Source organism: Rhodococcus sp. CH91 (assembly GCF_022554085.1).
Lineage (GTDB): Bacteria > Actinomycetota > Actinomycetes > Mycobacteriales > Mycobacteriaceae > Rhodococcus.
The window spans coordinates 456,690-479,266 of sequence record NZ_JAKFYR010000003.1; the positions used below are offsets into that span (position 1 = coordinate 456,690).

The 22,577-nt window shown below is 66.7% G+C and carries 19 protein-coding genes; 8 read left to right on the plus strand and 11 right to left on the minus strand.

All coding sequences use genetic code 11. The features are described from left to right. Positions 1–20: 20 nt before the first annotated feature. Entirely contained in the window at positions 21–491 is a 471-nt protein-coding gene (locus MOM01_RS08785) for a VOC family protein (protein ID WP_241385013.1), read from the minus strand. A gap of 187 nt (positions 492–678) precedes the next feature. Between MOM01_RS08785 and MOM01_RS08790 the strand changes: the two genes are divergently transcribed. Next, positions 679–1,311, plus strand: a complete 633-nt coding sequence (locus MOM01_RS08790) for a DUF1707 SHOCT-like domain-containing protein (protein WP_241385014.1) — start codon at positions 679–681, stop codon at positions 1,309–1,311. A gap of 63 nt (positions 1,312–1,374) precedes the next feature. Continuing rightward, complete coding sequence (locus MOM01_RS08795) at positions 1,375–2,301, plus strand: PaaI family thioesterase (protein WP_241385015.1); 927 nt, start codon at positions 1,375–1,377, stop codon at positions 2,299–2,301. A gap of 163 nt (positions 2,302–2,464) precedes the next feature. On the opposite strand, the gene MOM01_RS08800 is transcribed toward MOM01_RS08795, so the two are convergent. Beyond that, positions 2,465–3,670: a serine hydrolase domain-containing protein gene (locus MOM01_RS08800; RefSeq protein ID WP_241385016.1), complete on the minus strand. Its 1,206-nt coding sequence runs from the start codon at positions 3,668–3,670 to the stop codon at positions 2,465–2,467. Positions 3,671–3,801: 131 nt separating this feature from the next. Here MOM01_RS08800 and MOM01_RS08805 point away from each other — a divergent pair, with 131 nt between their 5' ends. Then, a complete protein-coding gene (locus tag MOM01_RS08805; protein WP_241385017.1) occupies positions 3,802–5,772 on the plus strand; it encodes a M13 family metallopeptidase in 1,971 nt (656 codons plus the stop codon). 58 nt (positions 5,773–5,830) lie between these two features. On the opposite strand, the gene MOM01_RS08810 is transcribed toward MOM01_RS08805, so the two are convergent. From MOM01_RS08810 to MOM01_RS08820, 3 genes are all read right to left on the minus strand, one after another. Continuing rightward, a complete protein-coding gene (locus tag MOM01_RS08810) occupies positions 5,831–6,553 on the minus strand; it encodes a M23 family metallopeptidase (RefSeq protein ID WP_241385133.1) in 723 nt (240 codons plus the stop codon). A 333-nt stretch (positions 6,554–6,886) separates the two neighbouring features. Further along, on the minus strand, positions 6,887–8,221 hold the full coding sequence (locus MOM01_RS08815) for a cytochrome P450 (protein ID WP_241385018.1): 1,335 nt from the start codon (positions 8,219–8,221) through the stop codon (positions 6,887–6,889). A gap of 106 nt (positions 8,222–8,327) precedes the next feature. Next, positions 8,328–9,050, minus strand: coding sequence for an enoyl-CoA hydratase/isomerase family protein (locus tag MOM01_RS08820; protein WP_241385019.1), 723 nt, complete (start codon positions 9,048–9,050; stop codon positions 8,328–8,330). Between the two features lie 138 nt (positions 9,051–9,188). On the opposite strand from MOM01_RS08820, the gene MOM01_RS08825 reads away from it, so the two are divergent. The 5 genes from MOM01_RS08825 (at position 9,189) to MOM01_RS08845 (ending at position 15,160) form a co-directional block, all read left to right on the plus strand. Beyond that, positions 9,189–10,730 (plus strand): AMP-binding protein, encoded by a 1,542-nt coding sequence (locus MOM01_RS08825; protein ID WP_241385020.1) that lies wholly within the window; start codon positions 9,189–9,191, stop codon positions 10,728–10,730. A gap of 35 nt (positions 10,731–10,765) precedes the next feature. After that, on the plus strand, positions 10,766–11,947 hold the full coding sequence (locus MOM01_RS08830) for an amidohydrolase family protein (protein ID WP_120280467.1): 1,182 nt from the start codon (positions 10,766–10,768) through the stop codon (positions 11,945–11,947). Beyond that, the gene (locus tag MOM01_RS08835) at positions 11,944–13,377 is read left to right on the plus strand and encodes a FadD3 family acyl-CoA ligase (protein WP_241385021.1); all 1,434 of its coding nucleotides are present in this window, start codon (positions 11,944–11,946) and stop codon (positions 13,375–13,377) included. The genes MOM01_RS08830 and MOM01_RS08835 overlap by 4 nt, the downstream gene beginning before the upstream one ends. A 29-nt stretch (positions 13,378–13,406) precedes the next feature. Then, positions 13,407–13,697, plus strand: coding sequence for a DUF3263 domain-containing protein (locus MOM01_RS08840; RefSeq protein ID WP_241385022.1), 291 nt, complete (start codon positions 13,407–13,409; stop codon positions 13,695–13,697). A 176-nt stretch (positions 13,698–13,873) separates the two neighbouring features. After that, a complete protein-coding gene (locus MOM01_RS08845) occupies positions 13,874–15,160 on the plus strand; it encodes an MFS transporter (protein WP_241385023.1) in 1,287 nt (428 codons plus the stop codon). Between the two features lie 14 nt (positions 15,161–15,174). Here the strand turns inward: MOM01_RS08845 and MOM01_RS08850 are convergent, their stop codons facing one another. The 6 genes from MOM01_RS08850 to MOM01_RS08875 form a co-directional block, all read right to left on the minus strand. Continuing rightward, positions 15,175–16,614, minus strand: coding sequence for an MFS transporter (locus MOM01_RS08850; RefSeq protein ID WP_308196972.1), 1,440 nt, complete (start codon positions 16,612–16,614; stop codon positions 15,175–15,177). A gap of 294 nt (positions 16,615–16,908) precedes the next feature. Beyond that, positions 16,909–17,970, minus strand: a complete 1,062-nt coding sequence (locus MOM01_RS08855) for an ABC transporter ATP-binding protein (protein ID WP_241385024.1) — start codon at positions 17,968–17,970, stop codon at positions 16,909–16,911. Next, positions 17,960–18,973, minus strand: a complete 1,014-nt coding sequence (locus MOM01_RS23315; RefSeq protein ID WP_241385025.1) for an ABC transporter ATP-binding protein — start codon at positions 18,971–18,973, stop codon at positions 17,960–17,962. The genes MOM01_RS08855 and MOM01_RS23315 overlap by 11 nt, the downstream gene beginning before the upstream one ends. A gap of 28 nt (positions 18,974–19,001) precedes the next feature. Then, entirely contained in the window at positions 19,002–20,579 is a 1,578-nt protein-coding gene (locus tag MOM01_RS08865; RefSeq protein ID WP_241385026.1) for an ABC transporter substrate-binding protein, read from the minus strand. A 57-nt stretch (positions 20,580–20,636) separates the two neighbouring features. After that, on the minus strand, positions 20,637–21,539 hold the full coding sequence (locus MOM01_RS08870; RefSeq protein WP_241385027.1) for an ABC transporter permease: 903 nt from the start codon (positions 21,537–21,539) through the stop codon (positions 20,637–20,639). Then, positions 21,536–22,489, minus strand: a complete 954-nt coding sequence (locus MOM01_RS08875) for an ABC transporter permease (RefSeq protein WP_241385028.1) — start codon at positions 22,487–22,489, stop codon at positions 21,536–21,538. Before MOM01_RS08875 ends, MOM01_RS08870 begins: the two co-directional genes overlap by 4 nt. Positions 22,490–22,577 lie beyond the last annotated feature (88 nt).

A 22,577-nucleotide genomic window follows, 5' to 3' on the forward strand; every position in this document is an offset into this window, starting at 1 on the left:
GATCGAGCTGTCGAACCCGCTCACGCTTCGGCGGAAGCGCTCTCGTCGGCCCCCTCGGGCGCCCACGCCTGCGCTGCCGCAGCCATGTCCATCCACATCACTTCCCAGACGTGGCCGTCGAGGTCGCGGAATGCCCGTTGGTGCGAGTACTCCCCCATCTCCTCCTGCGCCTTCTGCCCACCGGAGGTCACCCACTCGCTGCCTCCGGCTGCAACCGCGCCGTCCACGATCGCGTCGACACCCTCCCGGCTCTCCGCCGTGATGCACATCAGCACCTCACGGGCCCGCGCGGTGTCGCAGAGGTCGTCGTTGATGAAATCGCGGAAACGTGGCTTCTCGAGCAACATCACGTACGCCTGCTCGTTGATCTCCAGGCAGGCGGTGTTCTCGTCGCAGAACATGTCGTTGAAGGTGAATCCGAGCTTGTCGAAGAATTCGCGGGTGGCCGCGACGTTCTCGACGGCCAGGTTCGCGAACATCATGCGGGACATCTTTTCTCCTCTGTAGGCGGGCCGTCACGCGATGCGATCGGGGTGTCGCCGATACAGACCGGGCCCGAGGAAGGAACTCATCGCAGGAATACCGACGCGAGTTGTGGAAGTATTCCGATTCCGCCACACCGCCCTAGTATCGGGGTGCACGTCACTCGCCCCTCGACACCGAAAGTGCGGACATCGAATGGACGGCATCTCCGATCACGACGACCTGCTGCTCAGCGACGCCGAACGCATGCATGCGTTGAACGCGCTCGGGGAGCACTACGCCGCAGGACGGCTCGACAGCGCCGAGTTCTACGACCGATCCGGCGAAGTCTCTTCGGCGCGAACGTTGTCGGCACTGCTCCCGTCCTTCCGGGGGCTGCCCGGCGGGGCGCCCCTCGAGCAGGTCGACGGCCGCATCCGGATGACCACCGGCTCCTCGGCCCCGGCGGTCCGGAGCGACAGTTCTCCCCTCGGGGCGACGCAATCGGCTGCGGGACCTGCACTGTCGGCGGACGAGGAACTGGTCTCGCTCCGGGAGCGGGGCAGCATGGTCGAAGCGCTGGACTGGATCATCATCGGTATCACGCTGGTGACCTTCCTCGTCCTGCAGCTCGTCTTCGAATGGGACTACGCCTGGATCGTGTGGCCGTCGCTGATCGTGACTCTCAGCGTTCCGCGGCTGATCCTGAAGTACAGCGACGACGACGAGGAAGTCTACGAAAAACTGAAGGAATCGGAAGCCAAGGCGAGGAAGAAGCGGCTCGAAGAGGCGTCGAAGCGGATCCGCGAACTCGAGAGCGGTCGTGGTCCGGACACCCGGCAGAGCTGAGTGTCCTGCGGGAACGGACTCCCCGCCCGGCCTCCGGCAGGCCGTCCCTGATAGAAGCAAGGTATGGCAATCGAGACCGTACAGTTCTCCGTCGACCGCCCGGGTCGCTTCATGGGGGTCGATATCGAGGTCGCCGGCGATGCGTCGGTCACGATCACCCAGCCCGTCGGGCCGCACCTGTTCGACCACCGCGGGCAGATCACCCTCGCATCCGTCGGTGTCTTCACCGACTTCGCCGCGGGCGTGCCTGCCGGTCTCGCCCGGTTCGCGGCGACCGGTGAACGCCCGCAAGGGGTGCTCTCCCACCTGACGGCGACGCTCGCGCATCCCTTCCCCACCTCGGGCACCCTCGTGGGCCGCGGGCACGGTCTGTTCTTCGACGAGTCGACCGGCGTGTCCCGCACCGACGTGCGCGACGAGCAGGGCGTCCTCGTCGCCCATCTGGTCGGGCGGTCCATCGTCGTCGGACGCGCACCGGCCGGCGAACCCGAAGCGGGCACAGCGGAGGCCGTGCCGCCGCGCGACGAGCCCGAAGCCTGGTCCGATGCCGCGGTCCTGACCGAACTGCCCGGTCCGGACATCGTCTCGGCCATCTCCGTCGGCTCTCTGCCCCGCGGGCCCCTCGCCGGTCTGCTCGGGCTCGAGGTGACGACCGCCGAGCGCGGCATCGTGCGTGCCCGCGTGTCGCCGCGGGAGTGGATGGCGAATGTGCTCGGTTCGGTGCAGGGCGGCGTACTCGTCTCGATGGCGGAGTCCGTCACCGGCTTGGCCGCGCAGACCTTGACGGAGATCGGTCAGCACTACCGGGTGCTCGAGATCGGTCTCGACTACCTGCGCTCGCCCGCCGCGCCCGGGCCGGTCATCGAAGTGCGCTCGGAAGCCGTCCGGACGGGACGGCGGCTCGCCTCCTTCGAGACGACGCTGAGCGCTGCCGACGGCACCGTCTACGTGCGCGCACACGCCAACGTGCAACTCGTTTCCGCCGTGTAGCGATTCCCAGCATCCTCCCAGGACTCTCTCGAGCCTCGATCCGCACGATGAGACATCGAGGCGGCGGGTACCGACGACGGCACCTGTCTGCGCGGCGCTCAGATGACCGATGCACACGGCATCGTCTTCTTCGACGACACGCTCACCGACGAGATCTTCCTGATCACGCGGCGCGGCGCGCGACCGTCACGGCGGCGGCGCCGAGCCGCGGGAACCGCCCGTCGGAGATCGTGGTGAAACTGTTGCCCATGCGGTTGGTGACGAACGCGACGGACAGGCCGGTCTCGGGATCGGCGAAGGCACCCGACCCACCGAACCCGAAATGACCGATCGACCGCAGCGGTTGTTCGCGCATCGCCACCCATCCCGGGTGGTATCCCAGCCGCCAGTTGGGCCGGATGCCGAGAACGTAGTCGCGTCGCCGTGTCTGTACTTCGAGCAATTGTTCGACGGTGTCCCGCTTCAGCAGGCGGACACCGTCGATCGTGCCCCCGTCCGCGAGCGCCGCGTACATGCGGGCGAGAGCCCGGGCGGTGAACACCCCGTTCCATCCCGGCATGACGGCGTCGTGTGCGGACGGACTCCGCATCAACTCGTCGAATCCCTCCGCCATGCCCGCCTCGGCGAGTCCCCGCACTCCCGGCGCATGTGACAGCACGGCCGATGCCGTCGTCCACGGTGCCGGCAGGAAGTTGACCTTCGGGAACACGCGGGCGATGCGGTGCCGCTGGCTCTCGGGCACGTGGTACCAGAATTCGTCCACCCCGAGGGGCTCTGCGATCTCGGTACGCACGAGTTCCTGGAAGGGCACCCCCGCGACGCGCGATGCCACCTCGGCGACGAGATTGCCGTAGGTGACGGCGTGGTAGCCGGGGCCGCGGAGTCGTCGCGGATCGGGTGGTGCGGCGGCGAGCGCCGTAGCCACGGCATCGGAGTCGAGCAGTCCTTCGCGGCCCGGCACCAGACCGCGCGCCTTGTGCAGCCCCGCCCGGTGCGACATGAGCTGCCGGAGCGTGATCGTCTCCTTCCCGGCAGCGCCGAACTCAGGCCAGTACTCGGCCACCGCGGTGTCGTAGTCGAGCAGACCCCGTTCGGCGAGCCGGTGCACCACCGTGCTGGCCACTCCTTTGCCGGTGGAGAACGACAACACGATGGTGTCGCGGGTCCAGCGCCGGTCGCGTGCGGCCCATCCGGCCCAGATGTCGAGCACAGGCTCGCCGTGCAGATAACACGCCAGTGCCCCACCGCCCTGGCTCGGCTTGTAGAACATCCGGAAGAACAGATCCGCGACCGGCATGAAGCGTGGATCGACCAGCATCTGTGTCGACGGCGTCGCCACTGGCGGCTCCGACGGGGAACCTTCGGTCATGGGGCCGATGGTAGGAGCAAGCACCCCGCCGCGGGGGTCTTCTCCCAGTTCCGCTGGTATGGGCCTGTATGGGTGGTGTGCGTGGTGTGGGCGTCTGCACGACCGGGGGTTCCGGTGTAAGGATGGGGAGCATGACCCTCGCGCAGAACTCGGAGATCCGCTCCGGCATCGACCTCGGACACGTCGACGAACGGGTCCGCCCCCAGGACGACCTGTTCGAACACGTGAACGGCCGGTGGCTCGCCGAACACGAGATCCCCGCCGACCGCGCGCTCGACGGAGCGTTCCGCACGCTCGCCGACAAGGCCGAAGTCGACGTCCGGACCATCATCGAAGAGGCTGCGGCGTCCGGCGCAGCACCGGGCAGCGACGCCCGGAAGATCGGCGACCTGTTCACCTCCTTCATGGACACGGAGGCGATCGAAGCCGCCGGTCTCGACCCGATCCGCGACGAACTCGGGGCTGTCTCCGGGGCCGCCGACCGCGGCGCTCTCGCGGCGGTGCTCGGACGGCTGCAGCGTGCCGGGGTGACGGGGGCGCTCGTCCACTACGTCGACACCGATTCCAAGAACTCGCAGCGGTATCTCATGCACGTCTCGCAGGGCGGCCTGGGCCTGCCCGACGAGTCGTACTACCGCGAGGAGCGCTACGCCGAGATCCGCAAGCAGTACACCGCCCACATCGGCCGGATGTTCGCCCTCGCCGACCTGCCGTACGACGCGGCGCGGGTCGTGGAACTCGAGACGAAGCTGGCCTCCGGCCACTGGGATGTGGTCAAGCGCCGCGATGCGGACCTGAGTTACAACCTGCTCACTTTCGACTCCCTGCTCACCGATCTTCCGCAGTTCGACTGGGCGGGCTGGATCACCGCGAGCGGTGCGACCACCGAGCAGTGGGCCGAGATCGTGGTGCGTCAGCCGAGCTTCCTCGAGGTGTTCGCCGGATTGTGGGCCGACGAGGAACTCGACGACTGGAAGGCATGGGCGACGTGGCGGGTGCTGCGCGCGCGAGCACCCTATCTGTCCGAGTCCTTCGTCGAGGAGAACTTCGCCTTCTACGGGCGCACACTCACCGGTACACAGGAGATCCGGGATCGCTGGAAGCGGGGCGTCTCTCTGGTACAGGATCTTCTCGGTGAAGCCGTGGGCAAGCTGTACGTCGAGCGGCACTTCCCCGCGGAGGCCAAGACGCGCATGCAGGTGCTCGTCGACAATCTCATCGAGGCCTACCGGCAGTCCATCACCGGGCTCGAATGGATGAGCCCGGCCACGCGGGAGGCGGCCCTGCGCAAGCTCGAGAAGTTCACGCCCAAGGTCGGCTACCCCGACACCTGGCGCGACTACTCCGCTGTGACGATCACTCCGGACGACGTGGTCGGCAACTACCGCAGCGGGTACGCCGCGGAGTACGACCGCGACCTCGGCAAGCTCGGAGGCCCGGTGGATCGCGGCGAGTGGTTCATGACCCCGCAGACCGTCAACGCCTACTACAACCCGGGAATGAACGAGATCGTCTTCCCCGCAGCGATTCTCCAGCCGCCTTTCTTCGACCTGTACGCCGACGACGCCGCGAACTACGGTGGCATCGGCGCCGTGATCGGCCACGAGATCGGCCACGGTTTCGACGATCAGGGTGCGAAATACGACGGTGACGGCAATCTGGAGAACTGGTGGACCGATTCGGACCGCGAGGAGTTCGGCAAGCGCACCGCGGCACTGATCGCGCAGTACGACCAGTTCGAACCGAAAGCCCTTCCGGGGCAGCGGGTCAACGGTAGCTTCACGATCGGCGAGAACATCGGCGATCTCGGCGGACTGTCGATCGCGTTGAAGGCCTACGAGATCGCACTCGACGGCAAACCGGCTCCCGTCGTCGACGGCCTGACGGGCCTGCAGCGCGTCTTCTTCGGGTGGGCTCAGGTGTGGCGCACGAAGGTTCGCGACGAGGAGGCCTCACGTCGTCTCGCGGTCGATCCGCATTCGCCCCCGGAGTTCCGGTGCAACGGTGTCGTGCGCAACATCGACGCGTTCTACGACGCGTTCGACGTCCACGAGGGCGACGGACTGTATCTCGAACCTACGGAACGCGTCCGCATCTGGTAGCCCCTACGCAGCACACTGCCCCGACGTGGAGGACGTCGGGGCAGTGTGCTGCACGGGGTCAGCCCAGGTTCGAGGGCGGCACAGGGACTCCGCGTGCGTGGAACCACGGCATCGGGTCCATCTTGACGCCGTTCGGCTGCCACACCTCGTAGTGGAGGTGCGGGCCGGTGGACTGACCGCGGTTGCCCATCGTGGCGATCTGCTCGCCGGCGCGGACGTGCTGACCGGGCGTCACGAGGGAACGATCGATGTGTCCGTACACGCCGATCGTGCCGTCGTCCTGCCGGACGCGCACCCACAGACCGAAGCCCGTGGCCGGGCCGGATTCGATCACGACTCCGTCGGTGACCGAGACGATGGGGGTGCCGATCGCGTTGGCGATGTCGATGCCGTTGTGATTGGTGCCCCAGCGCGGCCCGAAGCCCGAGGTGAGGGTGCCGGCGGCCGGGAAGGCGAGGGCCGGGCGGCGGGCGGCTTCCTCGCGGGCGGCCTGCTCGGCGGCTTCGCGCGCGAGTCGCTCGGCCTCGGCACGCTGCGCTTCCTCCTGCGCTGCGACCTCCTCGGCGGCACGCTGCGCGTCACGCTCGGCGGCACGACGCAACTTCTCGGTGTAGTGCGATGCGTCGATACCGGCGACCTTCAGCACCTGCGGTGCGGTGGACAGGTTCTCGCCGGAGCCGATCCAGGCGGCACCGGAGTCGGGGCGCACCTGCTGGCCTGCGGCGTGGGCCACCGTCGTACCGCCGACCGTCACTGCGCTCGCGAGGACGACGACGGTCATCCAGCGTCCGGCGCGGGCTGCACGGCGTCGCACGTCGGTGGGTTCTCGATCGGGGACGGATTCAGAATGTCGGCTCACAAGAAGTTCCTCCGGGACGGCCATCGGTAACGATAGGATCACGATTCCGTCACAGAGTACTTCGAAATTCGACTGGTTCGGCGTGTCGGGTTGACAGAAAACAGACCGGTCAACCACAAAAACTGTCCGATTCGCCCCACTCGGACACCAGAAACATCACGAACCACACCCGTGCACCGCGAAACGGTGCCGAACAGTGAGCGACCTCATGGCACGGAGTGCCCGAGGTGCACGGGACAGGAGGTATACGGGGCGTTATCGGAGGGCGAACCGCAAGCCGAAATTGTCCAGGGTTGCGGGCAGCGGACGGGCCGGATCGGGCTTCACGTCCGACACCACAGTGAAGTCGCCGGACCGGAGCAGGCAGGAGAGGAACGTGCTTGCGACGAACAGGACGATGCTGCGTCCGGGGCATACCGTCGGCCCTGCACTGAACGGCACGAGCGCCGGATGACGCTCCGCCCGGCCGTCGAGCCAGATCTCGGGTTCGAAGGTGTTGGCGAACGGCAGGTCGTCGGCACGATGGAAGGCCGAGGAGAGGATCACGAAACCCGTGCCCGCCGGGATGGTGAACGTGCCACCCGCGCCGTCGGACCAGGCGGTCTCCTCCACCGAGTCGCGCAGGATGACCGGGGTGGTCGGCCACAGCCGCGTCGTGTCGAGCACGCAGGCTCGCAGGTATTCGTAGACCTGCGGCGACCCGGACTCGGATCCGGCCAGTTCCGATTCCACACGCAGCCGCTGCTCCGAGTGGGTGGACAGAACGGCGAGGGTGCGGGCGGTGACCATGCCTGCGGCGTCGAAGGCGAACAACCAGTGCGGCATCTGCCCGATCGGGTCGACCGAGGCCGGGGCGGCCAGCTCACGGACCACGCCGGCGAGACTCGCGGACGGAGCGGCCGTGACGTGGTGCTGCAAATTCTGGGTGAACCGATCGCGCAGACGGTGCCGGAGCGGATGCGCGAACGACCAGTTCCCGTTCGAGCGCAGTGTCCACAGCTGGTCGGTGATGCTCTCGTCGTCGCGCGCGGCATCTCCGAATGCGATCCGCCGGACCAACCGCCACCAGGTCCGCACGAAGTCGGGGGCGTCGAGTTCGCCCCGGGACCTCGCGTGGTCGAGCAATGCCTGCGCCTCCTGCTCGATCACCGGCACCCACTCGGCCGCGAGATGGTGCAAGGCGTGTTCGGGCTCGAGAGCCGACTCGTTGAAGGCGCGGCGCTGCGCGCGGAGATCACCCCGCGATATCAGCACGCCGTTGGGCTGGAACGGGCTGAGGGCGGCCACCTTCTCCTTGTTGGCCGCGGTGAACGAGGCAGTGTCGGTGCGGAGGATCCGGTCCACGTCGGCAGCAGAGAGAACGATCGCCAGTGCGCGGCCGGGGATCGGCACGACCAGCGGACCGTCACCGTGACGCTCCCGCAGGTCGGCGATCACCTGCACCACCCCGGCGTCGGACTGGTTCTTCTCGAGCAGTTTCATCGCCCAGCGGCGCCGCGCGATCGGTCCCACCGCGACGAACGGTACGGCCACCCGGCCGAGCAGCCGAACGGCATCGGCGGGTGAAACGGTCGCGGCGGTTGCAGGCACAGGCGCTCCCCGGGTCGGCGGGACGGGACCTTGGAAGGATCCCCCGCCTCGTCGCGTTCAAACGCCCATGTGGAGCAGGTCGCACTTCACAGCGCAGACGACCGGCTCACGTGCCCCGCGACAGCACCTTGTCGGCCGCTTCCCAGTGCGCATCGGCGACCCAGAGTCGTGCGAAGGCGTCGACCGCTTCCTCGGGGCCGGCCCCGTTCACGACACGCTTGATCGACGCGGACGAAGGGTTCGCGAGCGCACGACCGAGAGCGCGCCAGCCCTCCTCGAAGGCTTCCCGCGGAAGGACCCGGTCGACGAGTCCGATGCGCTCGGCCTCGTCCGCCCGGAGGATGTCGCCGGAACCGGCGAGCAGGAGGGCGCGGCCGCGACCGATCAGGGAGGCGAGCCTCTCGGCACCGCCCCACGCGGGCATGATCGCCAGTGACACCTGGTTGAAACCGATCTTGATGTCGTCCGCTGCGATCCGGATGTCCGCAGCGACGGCGACCTCGGCACCGCCACCGAGAGCGTGCCCGTTGAGCGCCGCGACGACGGGGGCCGGGAAGCCCGCGATCCGGTCGCACACCGCGCGCATCTGCCGTGCCATGTCGGCGGCCTGTTCGTGAGTGCGCAGCTTGGCCAGTTCCTTGAGATCGCCGCCGGAGACGAAGGCCCGGTCGCCGCCGCCTCGGATCACCAGCGCGCGCGCCTGCGCCCGAGCGGCCTCGTCGAGCACCTTCTCCAACTGGTCCATCGTCTCGGGAGCGATGGCGTTGCGGGCATGCGGCCGATCGATGGTGACGACGGCGAGTCCGTCGTCGAGTTCCAACTCCACCATGGTTCTGCTCTCCGAACTGATATTGGCATTCTAGTTTTAGGAGAATAACATCTCCACAACCGGCCTATGCCGGTCTGCACTCCGTTGCACCGTGCCGCGCGACGGCACGGCCCCACCCTCGGACACTGGAGCACTCAGATGCGGCAGATCCCTTCCGAACTGGTCGAACGCTACGAACACGAAGGGTGGTGGACACGCGAGACGATCGGCGAGATGCTGGCCCGTGGCCTGAAGGCCGCACCCGACACCGAATTCCGCATCCACTCGGCCATTCGGCCGTGGTCGGGCACGGTGAGTGAGGTCGAGCGGATCGCCCGGCGTCTCGCGGCCGGTCTACGTCGCCGTGGTGTGGGCCCCGGCGACGTGGTGGCCTTCCAGTTGCCCAACTGGATGGAAGCGGCAGCGGTGTTCTGGGCCTCGTCCTTCCTGGGCGCGACTGTCGTTCCGATCGTCCACTTCTACGGACCCAAGGAACTCGGGTACATCCTGCGCGAGGCCGCTCCCACGGTGTTCGTCTGTGCCGAGAAGTTCGGCTACACCGAGTACCGGCCCGAACTGTGCGCCGACATTCCCGTCGTCGGAGTCGTCGGCCGCGACTTCGACGACCTCCTCGACGACGCCCCCTTCGAAGGCGTTCTCCCCGTCGACGCTTCGCAGCCCGCGCTGCTGGCGTTCACCTCCGGCACGACGAGCAACCCGAAGGGCGTGATCCACACGCACCGCACGCTCGGATTCGAGACGAGGCAGCTGGCCGAACGCTATCCCGCCGACCGCGGCGTGCAGCTCACGGGCGCTCCCGTCGGGCACTTCATCGGCATGGTCAACGCCTTCCTCATTCCCGTCCTCGACCACACCCCCATCAATCTGCTCGACGTCTGGGATCCGGCTCGCGCGATCGAACTGATGGAGAGCGATGGCCTCGTCATCGGCGGTGGGGCAACATATTTCATCACCAGCCTGCTCGATCATCCGAACTTCGATCCCGACCGTCACCTGCGGTACATGAAGTACGCCGGCCTCGGGGGTTCGACCGTGCCTGCGGCAGTCACGCGCCGGCTCGACGATCTGGGTATCACGGTCTTCCGCGCGTACGGCAGCACCGAACATCCGTCCATCACGAGTTCACTCGTCACCGATCCGGTCGAGAAGCGGCTGTTCACCGACGGCAGTGCGTGTCCCGGCGTGGAGGTCCGCATCGGGGAGGACGGAGAGATCCTCAGCCGTGGTCCGGATCTGTGCATGGGCTACACCGACCCCGAACTCACCGCCCGGGCCTTCGACGAGGAGGGCTGGTACCACACCGGGGACGTCGCGGTGGTCGACGACGACGGCTTCCTCACCATCACCGACCGCAAGGCCGATTTCATCATCCGGGGCGGGGAGAACATCAGCGCCCTCGAGGTCGAGGAGGTCCTGCTGACGCTGCCCGCGGTCGCCGAGGCAGCCGTGGTGTCGGCGCCGGACGAACGTCTCGGTGAACACGCGGCCGCGGTCCTGCGCCTGCGCCCCGGTCACCCGATGCCGACGCTCGACGACGTGCGCGCGCACTTCCTGCAGGCGGGCATCGCCAAGCAGAAGTGGCCCGAGGAGCTGCACCGCGTCGACGACTTCCCGCGCACGGCCAGCGGCAAGATCCAGAAGTTCCGCGTGCGTCAGGATATTGCGACCGCTCAACTATGAGAATAGTATTCTCGCAACAGGAGAAGGAGGATTCGATGCCCGCGAAAGAATTGCCGTACCCGTTGTTCGATGCGGACAACCACCTGTACGAGACCGAGGAAGCTCTCACCAAGTTCCTCCCGGACAAGTACAAGGGCGCCATCAAGTACGTGCAGGTCGACGGCCGCACGAAGATCGCGATACGTGGCCAGATCAGTGAGTACATCCCCAACCCGACCTTCGAGGTCGTCGCCCGCCCGGGTGCGATGGAGGACTACTTCAAGAACGGCAATCCCGAGGGCAAGAGCAAGCGGGAGATCTTCGGAAAGCCGATGAAGTCGATCCCGGCCTTCCGCGATCCCGCCGCGCGCCTCGAGCTCATGGACGAGCTCCAGATCGACCGCACCCTGATGTTCCCGACGCTGGCCAGCCTCGTCGAGGAGCGCATGCGCGACAACCCCGAGCTGATCCACGCGGTCGTCCACTCGCTCAACCAGTGGCTGTACGAGACCTGGGGATTCAACTACAAGGACCGCATCTTCACCGTTCCCGTCATCAGTCTCCCCATCGTCGAGAAGGCGATCGAGGAGTTGGAGTGGTGCGTCGAGCGCGGGGCGAAGGCCATCCTCGTGCGCCCGGCACCGGTCCCCGGCTACAAGGGACCGCGCTCGTTCGCGCTCCCCGAGTTCGACCCGTTCTGGAAGCGCGTGGTCGAGCTGGACGTACTGGTCACCCAGCATTCCTCCGACAGCGGTTACGCCCGCTACAACCAGGAGTGGGACGGCACCGGCGAGGAGATGCTTCCCTTCGTCACCAACGCCTTCCGCATGGTCAGCGAGTGGCGCCCCATCCAGGACGCGGTGGCGTCGTGGGTATGCCACGGAGCTCTCTTCCGTTTCCCGGAACTGCGGATCGCCGTCATCGAGAACGGCGCGTCCTGGCTCCCGCACGTCCTCCAGACCCTCGCCGACGTCTACAAGAAGGCACCCGAGGGCTTCGGCATGCAGGACCCGGTCGCCGCCATCAAGAAGAGCATCCACGTCAGCCCCTTCTGGGAAGAGGATTTCAGCAAGCTCACCGCCCTCATCGGCGCCGAGCGCGTGCTGTTCGGTTCCGACTACCCGCACCCCGAGGGCCTGGCCGAGCCGACCACCTACATCGATCACATCCAGCACCTGCCCTTCGAGGACCAGAAGCTGGTCATGGGCGGAAATCTCGCGCGGCTCCTCAAGGTATGAACTGGCGGACCATCCCCGAGATGGTCCTCAGCGCCGGCGACCGCTTCGGTGATGCCGAAGCGGTCGTCGACGGGGACCTCCGGATCTCCTTCACCGATCTTTCCGACCGGATCCGCTGTGCCGCAGGTTCGTTCGCCGAAGCCGGCATCGGCAAGGGTGATCGGGTCGCGATCTGGGCACCCAACTCCGCTGCGTGGATCGTCGCGGCCTTCGGGTCGCTCGCGGCGGGCGGGATCCTCGTCCCGGTGAACACCCGCTACCGGGAGGACGAGGCGGGCGACATCATCCGGCGCAGCGACGCGAAACTGACCCTCGTCCAGGACGGCTTCCTCGACCAGGAGTACGCGGTACCGGCAGGTGTTCCGCGGATCGACCTGGGGTCCGGCTTCCTCGAGAGCGGAAACCCGTTCGCCCGGAGAATCAACGGGGAGGACATCGCCGACATCATGTACACCTCGGGCACCACCGGACGTCCCAAGGGTGTGATGATGAACCACGCTCAGACGCTCCGGATGTTCGCCGAATGGTGCGATCTCGCCGATCTGCGCCGTGGGGACCGCTATATGATCGTCAACCCCTTCTTCCACATGTTCGGCTACAAGGCCGGACTCGTCGCCTCGTTCATCCGCGGCGCGACCGTCCTCCCCGTCCCGGTCTTCGAGACGGACACCGTTCTCGATCTGATCGAGCGCGAGAGTGTGACCATGTTGCCCGGACCGCCCACCCTCTACCACGCGCTCCTTGCCGCGCAGCGACGCGGAACGCACGACCTGTCGTCATTGCGCGCCGCGGTGACCGGTTCGGCCGACATCCCCGTCGACCTGATCCGGCGTATCCGGAACGAACTGCCGTTCGAGACGATCATGACGGGATACGGTCTGAGCGAGGCCGGCACCGCAACCGCATCGCGGCCCGGCGACACCTTCGAGCAGATCGCCACTACCGTCGGAACACCCTGCGACGGAGTAGAAGTGAGAATCGCCGACGACGGCGAGGTACTCATCCGTGGATACAACGTGATGCAGGGTTATCTCGACGACCCGCAGGCCACCGCCGAGGCTGTCGACCCCGACGGCTGGCTCCACACCGGCGACCTCGGCGAACTCGATCCCGATGGTCACCTCCGCATCATCGGACGCAAGAAGGACATGTTCGTCGTCGGCGGGTTCAACGCCTATCCCGCCGAAATCGAAGGTTTCCTGCTCGAGCATCCGGCTGTCGACCAGGTGGCCGTGATCGGCATCCCCGACGAGCGCCTCGGCCAGGTGGGAAAAGCGTTCGTCGTCTCCTCGGCCCCGATCCCGGCCGAGGACCTGATCGCCTGGAGCCGGACACGCATGGCCGGGTTCAAGGTTCCGCGTGTCGTCGACTTCGTCGACGCGCTGCCGGTGAACGCCACCGGCAAAGTCGTCAAAGAACTTCTCCGCTGACATACCCGACAATCGACAGGAGCGCCGTCATGACAGACGAAGCTGCAATGCTCGCTTTCGCCGTGAAGTGGCGGCATTGGAACGGCGGGCCGGACGAGGACATCTTCGTGGCCTTCGGCATCACTCCGGAGGAGTACTTCCACCGCCTGCGCCGCCTGCTGACCAAGCACCGGTGGAACCAGCTCGACCCGCAGATTCTCGAGCAACTCGTGCAGATCTGCGACGAACGGCTCAGCACCGTCGACATCCGTTCCGCGACCGGCCGCGACCGTGCGCGTTACGCGTCGTCGACGCATCCGCTCAGCCAACTCTCCGCCTGATCCGGCCCCGGGGAAACGTCGCCGGGAGCGGTTTCACGGTCCGCCCACGCGGGTAAACGACCGGGCATCGATCCCGATCGAAGGGCACGCCCGTGAAAACCGGTTCCGTAGACCCAGCGCCCGAGTCCAGTTCTGCGCCCCCTGAGCAGGTCCGACGTGCCATCGGTGCGTCCGCCATGGGCAATTTCACCGAGTGGTTCGACTACGGTGTCTACGCCTACACCGCCACCTACATCGCCGATTCGTTCTTTCCCGGTGACCTCGAATCCGCGACCCTGCTCACGCTGGGTGTCTTCGCGATCTCGTTCCTGATGCGACCGCTGGGTGGCTTCGTGTGGGGCCCACTCGGCGACCGGCTGGGCCGCCGCCAGATCCTGGCACTGACCATCCTGCTGATGGGTGGCTCGACGGTGCTGCTCGGCGCCGTTCCGTCCTACGAATCGATCGGGTTCTGGGCACCGGTGCTGCTGGTGTTGCTCCGGATGATCCAGGGCTTCTCCACCGGCGGCGAGTACGGCGGTGCGGCGACCTTCATGGCGGAATACTCTCCCGACCGCAAGCGCGGCTTCTACGGCAGTTTCCTCGAATTCGGTACCCTGGGCGGCTTCTCGGCCGGGGCGCTTCTCGTCCTGGCGATCGATCTGGTGTCGACGGACGCGTTCATGGCGACCTGGGGCTGGCGCCTCCCGTTCTTCGTGGCCGGCCCGCTCGCACTCGTCGGCCTCTACCTGCGCACGAAACTGGACGAGTCTCCGGTCTTCCGGGAACTCGAGCAGGAGCACGGCGAAGAGGCCAGCATCGGAGCCGAGTTCAAGGATCTCCTCACCAAGTACTGGCGGCCGATCGTCACGCTGATGGGTCTGGTCATCGCGCTGAACGTGTGCAACTACACCTTGCTCAGCTACATGCCCACCTATCTCGAGAATCGGATCGGCCTGACGAGTACGGCGTCGCTGTTCCTGGTGGTGATCGGCCAGCTCTCGATGATGGCCGTCATCCCGTTCGCGGGCGCGTTGTCGGACCGCATCGGGCGCAAACCCCTGTGGGCGATGTCGCTGGGCGGCCTGTTCGTCCTCGCCATCCCGATGTACATGCTGATGACGGCCGGTTTCGGGTGGGCGATCGTCGGGTTCACCGTCCTCGGACTGCTGTACGTCCTGCAGTTGTCGACCATCTCGGCGACCTTCCCCGCGATGTTCCCCACGCACGTCCGGTTCGCCGGATTCGCGATCTCGTACAACGTCGCGACGTCGCTCTTCGGCGGGACGGCGCCGGCCGTCAACGAGTGGCTGGTCGAGCGCACCGGCAACGATCTCGTGCCGGCCTTCTACATGATGGGGGCGTGCGTGATCGGTCTGATCGCGCTCTACTTCGTGGTCGAGACCGCGGGTGCGTCGCTGCGTGGACGCGGTATCCCGGGAATCGACACCGAGCCGCACCCCACCGCATTGTCCCGCCGTTGACGAGGCGGAATTCCTCACCGGACAGAACTCGACGCGACAGGCCGGGCACTTCCGCTGTCCGCACGGTCCCCGGTGCGGAGGGCCATGGTCACCGCGGCCGCGAGCAGCGCGCTCGCCGCACCGATCAGCATCCCCGTCAGGAATCCGCTCTCCGTGGGCACCTCGGTTCCTGCGAAGCCGACACTCATCTGCGCGAGCACCACTCCCGCGACCGCGGCCGATGCCGTTCCCCCGACCGAGCGCAACAAGGTGTTGACACTGTTGGCCGACGAGATCCGGTCCTGCGGCACCGCTCCCATGATCAACGTGGGAATGGCTCCGTACGCCAGACCTATACCGGCCGCGATGACACACGTGATCGCCATCAGGCCCCACGTCGAATCCATCAGGAACACCGAGGAGGCGTACGACACGGCCATCATCAGACATCCGACCCACAGGGTGGTACGGGGTCCACGGATCGTCGTCAGTCTGGCGCCCACCGGCGACACCGCCATCATGAGCAGCCCGGCCGGCGCGCACCACAATCCCATGACCAGCATCGACTGCCCCAGCCCGTAGCCCGTCGCTTCGGGCAGCATCCGGATCTGGGGAACCAGCAGTGCCTGGAAGTACATCGAGAAGCCGATCAGCGTCGCGACGATGTTGGTGACCAATATCCGATTTCCCCTTGCGACACGAAGATCGACGAGGGGCGCCGCCGCTCTCAGTTCCCATCGACCCCACACCAGGAACACGACGACCGAGACGGCGAACAAGGTCAGGACCGTCGCGCTGGTCCACCCCCAGTCGCCACCCTTGGACACCGCCAGCAGCACCGCGACCAAGGCGAGCGAGAGACCGAGTGCGCCGAAGACGTCGAAACCTCCCGTCTTCTCCGGCACCGGGGTGTCCCGCACGAGCCAGGCGATGAGCACCGCAACGAGCACACTGAGGATTCCGACCCCCCAGAACAACACGCGCCAGTTCGTGAACTGCACGACTGCCGCGGCAAGGGGCAGACCGAGCGCTCCCCCGATCCCCAGTGACGAACTCATCAGCGCGATGGCCGAACCGAGACGCTCGGGTGGCACGAGGGAACGCAGCGCGCTGATCCCGAGGGGAACGATCCCGAACCCGGCGCCCTGCAGGGCACGACCGACGAGCATGGGCAACAGCGACGACGACAGTGCACACAGGAACGACCCCGCGATGAGCGGGATGGTGCACACGAGCAGCATCCGCCGGGCACCGTACATGTCACCCAGCCGCCCGGTCACCGGTGTCGCGACGGCGCCGGAGAGCAACGTCACCGTGACCACCCACGAGGCATTGGACGGGCTGGTCCCGAGCAACTCCGGCAGTTCACCGAGCAGGGGGATGACCAGCGTCGACATCACCGTCGTGACGATGCCCGCGAACACCAGTACCCAGATCGTGCGGCCGGCGAAGCCTGCCGTCGACGTTTCGTCCACTCCGGACTCTCCTGACTCGATTCCCTGCACCTCGGGCGTGCCGTCACGGCCGGAGGAGCGATGTGAAAGATCGCGGGCGTGAGCTCGACGGTCCGCTTCTCCGCCTACGCGTATATCTCCTGGCGTTCGTCCATCGACTCCGACAGGCCTCCCGATCGAGGGCGGCGCCGCGTTGCGCCGCGATGGTCTCGCCGGTGGTCCAGGTGCCGATGGTGGGATACGACAGGAAGGTGAACGAGACAGGCGTGTCCCCGGCGAGTTCGTCGAACAGTCGCTTGGCTTCTGCCGATCGAACTAGACAGCGGCCGATCGCAGGGTCTCCGCGTCCTCATCCGCGCCGACCGCGGCCGACTCGGCGAGATCGCGTCCCGTGACGGACGGCAGCGGGAAGTGGCACGCCGCGTACTGTCCCGGCCGGACCTCGCGCATCTCGGGTTCTTCCTCCGCGCACCGCTCCTGCGCCATCGGGCAGCGAGTGCGGAACCGGCACCCCGTGGGAGGAGCGAGCGGCGACGGCACGTCCCCGGCCAGAGGTGGTCCGGCGAAACCCTTCTCCGGGTCGGTCAGGGGCACCGAGTCGAGCAGTGCCCGGGTGTAGGGATGCGCCGGATCGTCGTACATCTCGATGGAGTCGCCGAATTCGCAGACCTTGCCGAGGTACATGACCATGACCTTGTCACTGACCGTGCGCACGACACCGAGATCGTGGGCGATGAACACGACGGTGAGGTCGAATTCCGCCTTGAGTTCCTCGATCAGATTGAGGATCTGGGCCTGCACCGACACGTCGAGAGCCGAGACCGGCTCGTCGCAGATGAGCAGACGGGGATTCAGGGCGAGAGCCCGGGCGATGGCGACGCGCTGCGCCTGCCCCCCGGACAACTGCCGGGGCAGCATGCCGGCGAATCTCTCGCCCGGCAGGCCGACCTGTTCGAGAACCGACACCGACGTCGCCTCTCGTTCCTTCGCGGGAACTTTCGCGACAGTCAGGCCTTCGACCACGATGTCGGCGACCGACCGGCGCGGATTGAGCGACGCGACCGGGTCCTGGAAGATCATCTGCATGTCGCGCCGGAGCGAGCGCATGCGGTTCTCGTTCGCCTGCTCGATCCACTCGTCACCGAACCGGATCCGCCCGGAGGTGATGCGGTCCAGACGCAGGACGGCACGACCGGTCGTCGACTTCCCGCATCCGGATTCGCCGACGATGCCGAGGGTTTCGCCGGGCAGTATGTCGAAACTGATCTTCGAGACCGCCTGCACCGTGCCGTTGTCGGTGGGATATTCGACCACCAGATCCTGCACACTGAGCAGGGCTTCGTCACCTCGCAGATGAGTGGCACCACTACCGGCCATGGGATTCACCTCCGGAAACGGCCCCGACCGGAACGGTCACCGGGCTCAGACACGCAACGTGATGATCGACGCCCACGGACTCGAGCGGGGGCGGCGTGGTGTGGCATTCGTCCGACGCGTGAGTGCATCGCGGGGCGAACCGGCAGCCCTCGGGGGGTGAGGTCGGGTCGGGCAGCGATCCCCCGATCACCCGCAGCGGTGCGTGCCGCACATGATCGATGGTCGGCGTCGCCCCGAGCAGCGCGTGGGTGTAGCGGTGCATCGGCTGTTCGAACACCTCGCGGGTGGAACCGACCTCGGCGAGTCGCCCGGCGTACATGACCGAGACCCGGTCGGTGCGACCTGCCACCACCGCGAGGTCGTGGCTGATGAGCATCATCGACATTCCGCGGTCGCGCTGGACGCGCCGCAGCAGATCCAGGATCTGCCGTTGGATCGTCACGTCCAGCGCGGTCGTCGGTTCGTCGGCGATGAGGAGGTCGGGTTCGCACGCCAGGGCGATCGCGATCATCACACGCTGGCGCATCCCGCCGGACATCTCGTGCGGATAGTTGCGCAGGCGTCGTTCCGGGTCGGGAACCCCGACCTCCTCGAGGAGCTTCAGCGCCCGGGTGCGCGCTTCGGAACGCCCGACGCCGAGATGCCGGCGCATTCCCTCGGTGAGCTGTCGCTCGACACGGACCACCGGGTTGAGCGACCGGCCCGGATCCTGGAAGACCATCGCGATCTGCTTGCCCCAGATCTCGAGCTTCTCCTTCTTGGTCAGGGCGAGCAGGTCGCGGCCCTGGAAGGTCACCGAACCGGATCGGCCCGAGCGGGGCGGCATGAGCCCCATGATCGCCCGAGCCATGACCGACTTACCGGAGCCGGACTCACCGACGATGCCCAGTGCCTGTCCGGAGTCCAGATCGAACGACACGTCGTCCACGGCGTGGACGGTGCCTCGTGGCGTGCCGATGTAGGCACGGAGATTTCTCACTTCGAGAATCGGCTGAGCAGTCACGGTGAGCCGGCCCCTTCCGTCGTGTGGGCTAGTTGCTGATCCAGAATTCGGCCGGCATCGGCGATCCCAGGGTGTACAGCTGCACGCCCTGCAGATCCTTCGAATAGGCGACCGAGGGGGTGGCCCGGACGTACCAGAGACCCACCACCTGATCGGCGAGGCGCTGCTGGACGACGTCGTACGCCTCCTTGCGTTCCTCGACGGTCGCGCCGAACCTGCCGCGCTCGAGAGCCGCATCGAGTTCGGGATCGTTGATCCCGGTGAAGTTGCCCGTCGAAGCAGAGTTGAACGCGATCGAGAGCGGGAAGTCGGGATCCTGAGTGATCGCCGAGGAGATGATCATGTCGAAGTCGCGCGCACCCGCCCGCGCCGTGAGCGTCGGATAGTCGAGCACCTCGACCCGCATCTCCACATTCTCGAATGCGCCGAGCTGAGCCTGAATCGCTTCGCCGAGCGAGCGTGCCTCCGCAGTCGGGTAGGCCAGGTAGGTGAACGAGACGGGCTTACCTTCGGCAGCGAGTTCGTCGAACAGCTTCTGCGCTTCCTCCGTGTTCGTCTCGGACAGCGGAATGTCGGCGTAGTAGGGCGAATCCTCGGGGAAGAACGTGCGGGGAATCTCGCCCTCGCCGTTGTACACCACGGTGTTCGCGGCATCGAGGTCTACTGCGAGGGATACCGCTCGGCGTGCCCGCTCGTCGTCGAAGGGTGCCCTGCGGAAGTTCATCGCGGCGAACTGTCCACCACCGGTCGAGGTCACCGATGTGGCAAGGCCCGCCGACTCCGCACGCTCGAGGCTCGTCCAGCTCGACTCCATGGACAGGTCCGCGGCCCCCGTCGTGGCTGCGTTCAGTCGCTGGTTGTAATCGGCCACCGTCCGGATCGTGAGTCCGTCGAGATAGGGCTTCGGTGCATCCCAGTAGGATTCGTTCTTCTCGAGCTGGATCGAGTCCTGACGGGTCCAGTTCACGAGCGTGAACGGGCCTGCACCGATCGGGTTCTCGTCGAATGCTTGCTGTCCCTGCTCGAGGGCGGCCGGCGATGCGATCCAGTTCAGTGCACCGGCGACGATGGCCTGGGCGAACTGCGGATTCGGTCCGGCCATCGTCACGCGCAGAGTGGTCGGATCGACGACCTCGGTGGATTCGATCTGCGACGCCTGACGGATCGTCGTCGAGGCCAGCGCCGGGTCCTTGAGACGGTCCCAGTTGAACTTCACGGCCGCCGCGTCGAGCGGTGTGCCGTCGCTGAACTTCAGGTCGGGCCGCAGTGCGAGAGTGAAGGTCTTCCCGCCGTCCTCGGTCGAGAAGTCCGTCGCCATCCGGTATTCGACCTCGAACGTGTCGTTGTTCGTGATCATCAGTTCGCCGTAGAGCGCGTTGCCCAGGACCGGCTGATGCGCCCAGGTGTTGGACAGTGCAGCGGGATCGAGTGAGCGGGGCTCACCGGCCTGGAGGATGGTCGCGGAACCGCCGGCGACGGGATCGCCGACCTCCGCGGCTCCCTGAGCCGAGGCGGTGTCGGCACCACCGGAACCGCATGCTCCCAGTACCAGGACGGCGGAGCAGGCCAGCGCAGCGGCCGCGAACAGTCTTCTGTGTCGAATCATTCTCGACCTTTCGTCGGAGAGGTTTCCGGTACGACCGGCTTCGGCTTCGGGACGTCCTCAGTCGTGCAGCGTGCGGTCGTATTTGGTGCGGAGGTGGTCGCCCACCTGATTGAGGGCGAACACCGTGAAGAAGATGACCAGCGCCGGCACGAACACCAGGTGTGGTGAGGTGGCGATGGCGTCCTTGCCGTCGTTGATCATTCCGCCCCAGCTCGGCTGCGGCGGAGGAATTCCCAGGCCGAGGAAGCTCAACGAGCCTTCCGCGACGATCAGTGCCGCGATCACGATCGGCATGTAGGACGCCAGCGGGGCGAGAACGTTGGGCATGATCTCGCGGAACAGGATCCGACCGTTGCCGGCACCCATGTTCCTGGCGGCCCTGACGAACTCGCGAGACGACCACGCGAGCGTGTTGGCGCGGGAGAGCCTGATGAACGACGGGATCGCCAGCAGGCCGAGTCCGAACAGGATGGTCCGGACGCTCGGGGTGAGGATCGAGGCGAGTGCCAGGAGCAGAATCAGCGGCGGGAAGGCGAGCATCGCATCGGCCAGGAGCGAGATGACGGCGTCGACACGTTTGCCGAAGTATCCGGCGATCATGCCGAAGAGCGATCCGATCAGGAATCCCACCAGCCCGGCGACGGCACCGATCACGAGCGATACCTGTGCGCCGTAGACGACCCGGGACAGGATCGACCGGCCGAGGGTGTCCGTACCCAGGATCGTGTCGAACGAGTCGAAGCTCGGCGGGATCCGCGGTGGACCGATCGGAATGTTGTACGGCGCGAGGGGAAGGACACTCGCGGTGACGGCTGCGCCGATGATGAGCACCAGCCATGCGATCGACAGGTGGACCAGCACCGAGCGGGTCTTCCGGGCGGCAGGCACCTTCGGCAGGCTCTGCGCGACCGTGCCGGCCGCCTGCCCGTCGTCCTGCTTCTCGAGCGCGACCTGGGTCATGCTCCGACCACCTTCCTGACCCGCGGGTCGATCACTTGGTAGCTGAGGTCGACGAGGGTGTTGATGCCCACGTACACGACCGCGATGAAGACCACGACTCCTTGAACCATGATCACGTCGCGTGACGTGATGGAGGAGGCGACGAGCTGGCCCAGACCCGGTAGCCCGAACAGTGTTTCGACGATCACCGTGCCTCCGATGAGCCGGCCGAGGTTGATGCCGGCGACCGTGATGAGGGAGAACGACGAAGGCCTCAGCGCGTGCCGGAACATCACGTACCAGGAGGGCATGCCCTTCGCGCGGGCCGCAGCGACGAAATCCTCGCGCAGGGTGCCGATGAGGTCGGTACGGAGCAGACGGTGGAAAGCTGCGATCTCGGTGAGTGCGATCGCCAGCGCGGGAAGCAATGCGCTGCGCAGATTGTCGCCGAGGCCTTCGCCGATCCGGGACCAGCCCATCACGGGGAAGATCTGGAGCTGGATCGCAAGGAAGTAGATCAGCACGGGGCCGGCGATGAAGGCGGGCACCGAGAGGAACACTGCGGACAGGGCGTTCATGCCCCGGTCGGTGGCACTGCCCGGGCGGGACGCGGAGATCACGCCCATGACCAACGCGATCAGCAGAGCGATGATCAGCCCCATCGCGGCGAGTTGCAGTGTGACCGGCAGCCTTTCACCTATGGCCTCGCTGACGGACTGGCCGGTGAGAGGCGACGTTCCGAGGTCGCCGCGCACGGCGTCCGACAGCCACCCGAGGTACTGACTCCAGAAGGGTGCGTCGAGGCCGAGCTGCGCGTTGAGTGCGGCGACCGCCTCGGGAGTCGCGTTCTCCCCCAGGATGACCTGGGCGACGGAGCCGGGTGCGAGACCGAGCAGGCCGACGACCGCGATGGTCACCAGCAGGACAACCAGCAGGCTGCGACCCACCTTCTTCGAAACTGTGAGGAACATCCGACTCAACTTTCGTCGTACTACCGAGGCCGTGGATCACGGCGACGCAGAACACGATCAAGTGCACTACCTGTGATGCCCCACACAT